The sequence below is a fragment of the Roseateles sp. P5_B10 genome (assembly GCF_056400485.1).
Map to the genome: position 1 here is coordinate 1 of NZ_JBFULE010000689.1, position 2,816 is coordinate 2,816.

3 protein-coding genes are annotated in these 2,816 nt (G+C 69.3%); all 3 read right to left on the bottom strand.

Going from position 1 to position 2,816, the window contains the following annotated elements:
* Nucleotides 1-134: 134 nt before the first annotated feature.
* Nucleotides 135-911 carry a class I SAM-dependent methyltransferase gene (locus tag AC1DU6_RS26025; RefSeq protein ID WP_457322634.1) on the bottom strand — a complete coding sequence of 259 codons (777 nt, stop codon included), beginning with the start codon at nucleotides 909-911 and terminating at the stop codon, nucleotides 135-137.
* A gap of 58 nt (nucleotides 912-969) precedes the next feature.
* Nucleotides 970-2,109, bottom strand: a complete 1,140-nt coding sequence (locus AC1DU6_RS26030; RefSeq protein WP_457322633.1) for an MFS transporter — start codon at nucleotides 2,107-2,109, stop codon at nucleotides 970-972.
* Nucleotides 2,110-2,152: 43 nt separating this feature from the next.
* Nucleotides 2,153-2,816 (bottom strand): TVP38/TMEM64 family protein (locus AC1DU6_RS26035; protein ID WP_477860657.1); only part of this gene is annotated, 664 nt, incomplete at its 5' end.

Below are 2,816 nucleotides of genomic sequence, written 5' to 3' on the forward strand. Positions count from 1 at the left end.
CGGCGAGCGCCGACCAACGACAACCTCCTCGCCCGCCGCTCGGAACGCCGGCACCAGCGCCCTGGCCAGCCGGCCGTACCCGATCACAGCATGTCTCATGAGTGGGCGCGGGCGAAGAAGGTGCGAATGCCTTCTCAGGGCTTGACGAACTTCAGCGTCATGCGGTCACTCTCGCCGATGGCCTGGTACTTCGAGCGATCCTTGTCCTTCAGCGCATAGGTCGGCGGCAGCGTCCAGACGCCGTCGGGGTGGTCGGCCGTGTCCTTGGGGTTGGCGTTGACCTCGCTTCTGCCGGCAAGCTTGAAACCCGCGTTCTCGGCGAACTTGATGACGGTGGCCTCCTGCACATAGCCGCTCGGGGCCTTGGGGTCCTGGGTGCGCGAGACCGGCAGCCGGTGCTCCTCGACCCCCAATGTGCCGCCAGGCTTCAGCGCCTTGAAAGCGGCGTCGAAGACGGCCTGGGCCGTGCCACCGTTCATCCAGTTGTGCACATTGCGGAAGGTCAGCACCGCATCGGCGCTGCCGGCCGGGGCGATGTCAAACACGCCCTTGGCCGGGTCGAAGGCCGTGATCTTGACCTTGCCGTAGACGCCCATCGAATCCATCTTGGCCTTGAAGCGCGCGCTGCCGCCGTCGGCCGCATAGAGCTGACCTCCTTCGCGCAGATAGGGGGCAAGGATCTCGGTGAACCAACCACCGCCCGGGGCGAGTTCGACGACGGTGTCGGTCGGCTTGATGCCGAAGAAGCTCAGCGTTTCGTAGGGGTGGCGTTGCGCATCGCGGGCGACATTGCCCACCAGCCGGGTGTCGGCGGCAACGGCAGCTTTCAGCGGGTCGGCGTCGTGAGCTTGTGCGCCCGCAGCAGCAAACATGGCGGAAGTGGCGAGAGTGGCGATCAGCCAAGTCTTCATAGGGAGTGTCTCCTTGTGGAACAGCCAGTATCCGGTGCTCGTCGGCCCCTGTCCAAGGTCAGCGACGGAATGCCAAAGACGCCAGACCAAGCAGGGCCAGCGCGGCGCCAAACAGGCCCAGCGCATGCAGGCCGAGCCCCTTCAGCACCATGCCGCCCACGCTGGCGCCCAGCGTCGCACCGACATAGATGGCCGAGGCGTTCAACGCGAACAGCACCGGCAGCCGGGCCGGGTCCAGCGCCGCCAGCCGCGCCTGCTGCGGCACCATGAAGCTCCAGCCGAACACGCTCCAGGTGAAGACCAGCGCCCCCATCACCGCAAGCGGCCAGGTCGGCAGGGTCAGCGCCGGCATCAGCAGGCACTGTGCCAGGCACAGCAGCACCAGCGTGCGGCGCGACCCGATGCGGTCGGTCAGCCGGCCGCCCATTGCATTGCCGGCGACGGCGCCCAGGCCGAACAGCAGCAGCATGCCGGTCACGCCGTCGCGGCTGAGGCCRTAGACGGACTCCAGCAGTGGCGCCACAAAGGTGTAGCAAACATAGAGCGCGCCGATGAAGAGTGCCGTGAAGGCCACTGCCCCCATCAGCCGGCCACTGCGCAGCACGGCGCCAAGGCTCTTCAGGCTGGCCACCGGCACCGCGATGCCGGCCGGCAGGGCCACCACCATGGCGGCGAGGCTCAGCAAGGTCAGCACGGCAACGACGACAAAGGCCGCCTGCCAGCCCAGCGCATAGCCCAGCCAGGCGCCGGCCGGAATGCCCAGCACCTGGGCCAGCGTCAACCCGCCGAAGACGATAGCCAGGGCGCGCCCCTGCTGGCCCGGCCCGGCCAGCGCGACGCCGACCGAGGCGGCCACCGGCGTGACCAGGCCGCCGCCCAGGGCCATCACGGCGCGTGCCGCCAGCAGCAGCGCAAAGCTGGGCGCCAGCGCGGCCATCACGGCACCCAGCGCAAACAATGCCAGGCCGATGGACATCAGCCGCCTTCGGTCCAGCCTCCCAGTGGCCGCCACCAGCAGCGGCGAGGCGACCGCATAGGTGCCGGCATAGACGCTCATCAGCGCACCGGCTTGCGCCCGGTCGACGCCGAAGGCCAGCGCCACCGGCGACAGCACGCCGACGACCACGAAGGCGCCCATGCCGATGGCGAAATTGGCCAGGGCCAGCAGCCAGAGCTGGCGGGAGGTGGACGAGGTCATCACTCCATCATCGCCAGCGCCGCGAGGCCCTGCCAGGCCGGGGTCAATGCGCGGCCCACCCCATCCAGACGGCGAGCGTGTCTAACAGCGTCGTGATGACCAGGATGGGCAGGGGCAGGCCCAGCAGCGTGCCGATGACATAGTCGCGCAGCCGCACGCCGGACAGCGCCAGCGTGTAGTTCAGCGCCGGCACCGAGTGGAAGACCGTGCGCAGCAGCACGACACTGCGCACGGGATGGGCGTCCAGCTTCGCGAACAGGCGGCGCGCCAGCCGGTTGTCCAGCTCACGCAGCGCGTCGGCACCCAGGGCGCGCACGACGACAAACGTCACCGTGCAGGCGATGCAGGCCGCGACATAGGTCGTCAACGCGCCCCACGCCGGCCCAAGGGCCAGCACCGCCGCGGCGAGGAAGAAGGCGCCGGGAATGTGTGCCAGGTTGGCCAGCACGAACATCGCCGTGAAGGCTGCAAAGCCCCAGAGCCGGTGCTGGGCGAAACCCTCGCGCACGGCCTGCAGGCTGATCTGCTGGCGCAGGCCGGTGACCTCGACGACGCCCCAGAGCAGCACCACGAAAAGCAGAACCGCCAGCCAGCGCCAGCGCTGAGGCGCGGGCGCGGGGGTGGTGGTGTCGGCAGGCTTCAACGCTTGGGCTTGGGCGGCTTCTTGGAGCCGGAAGTATCGGCGGGTCGGGCGGGCCGGTGAGGGC

What these genes read in the sequence shown, in the direction of transcription:
- AC1DU6_RS26025 (WP_457322634.1), bottom strand. Translation starts at nt 911, where the DNA reads ATGAAGACTTGGCTGATCGCCACTCTCGCCACTTCCGCCATGTTTGCT.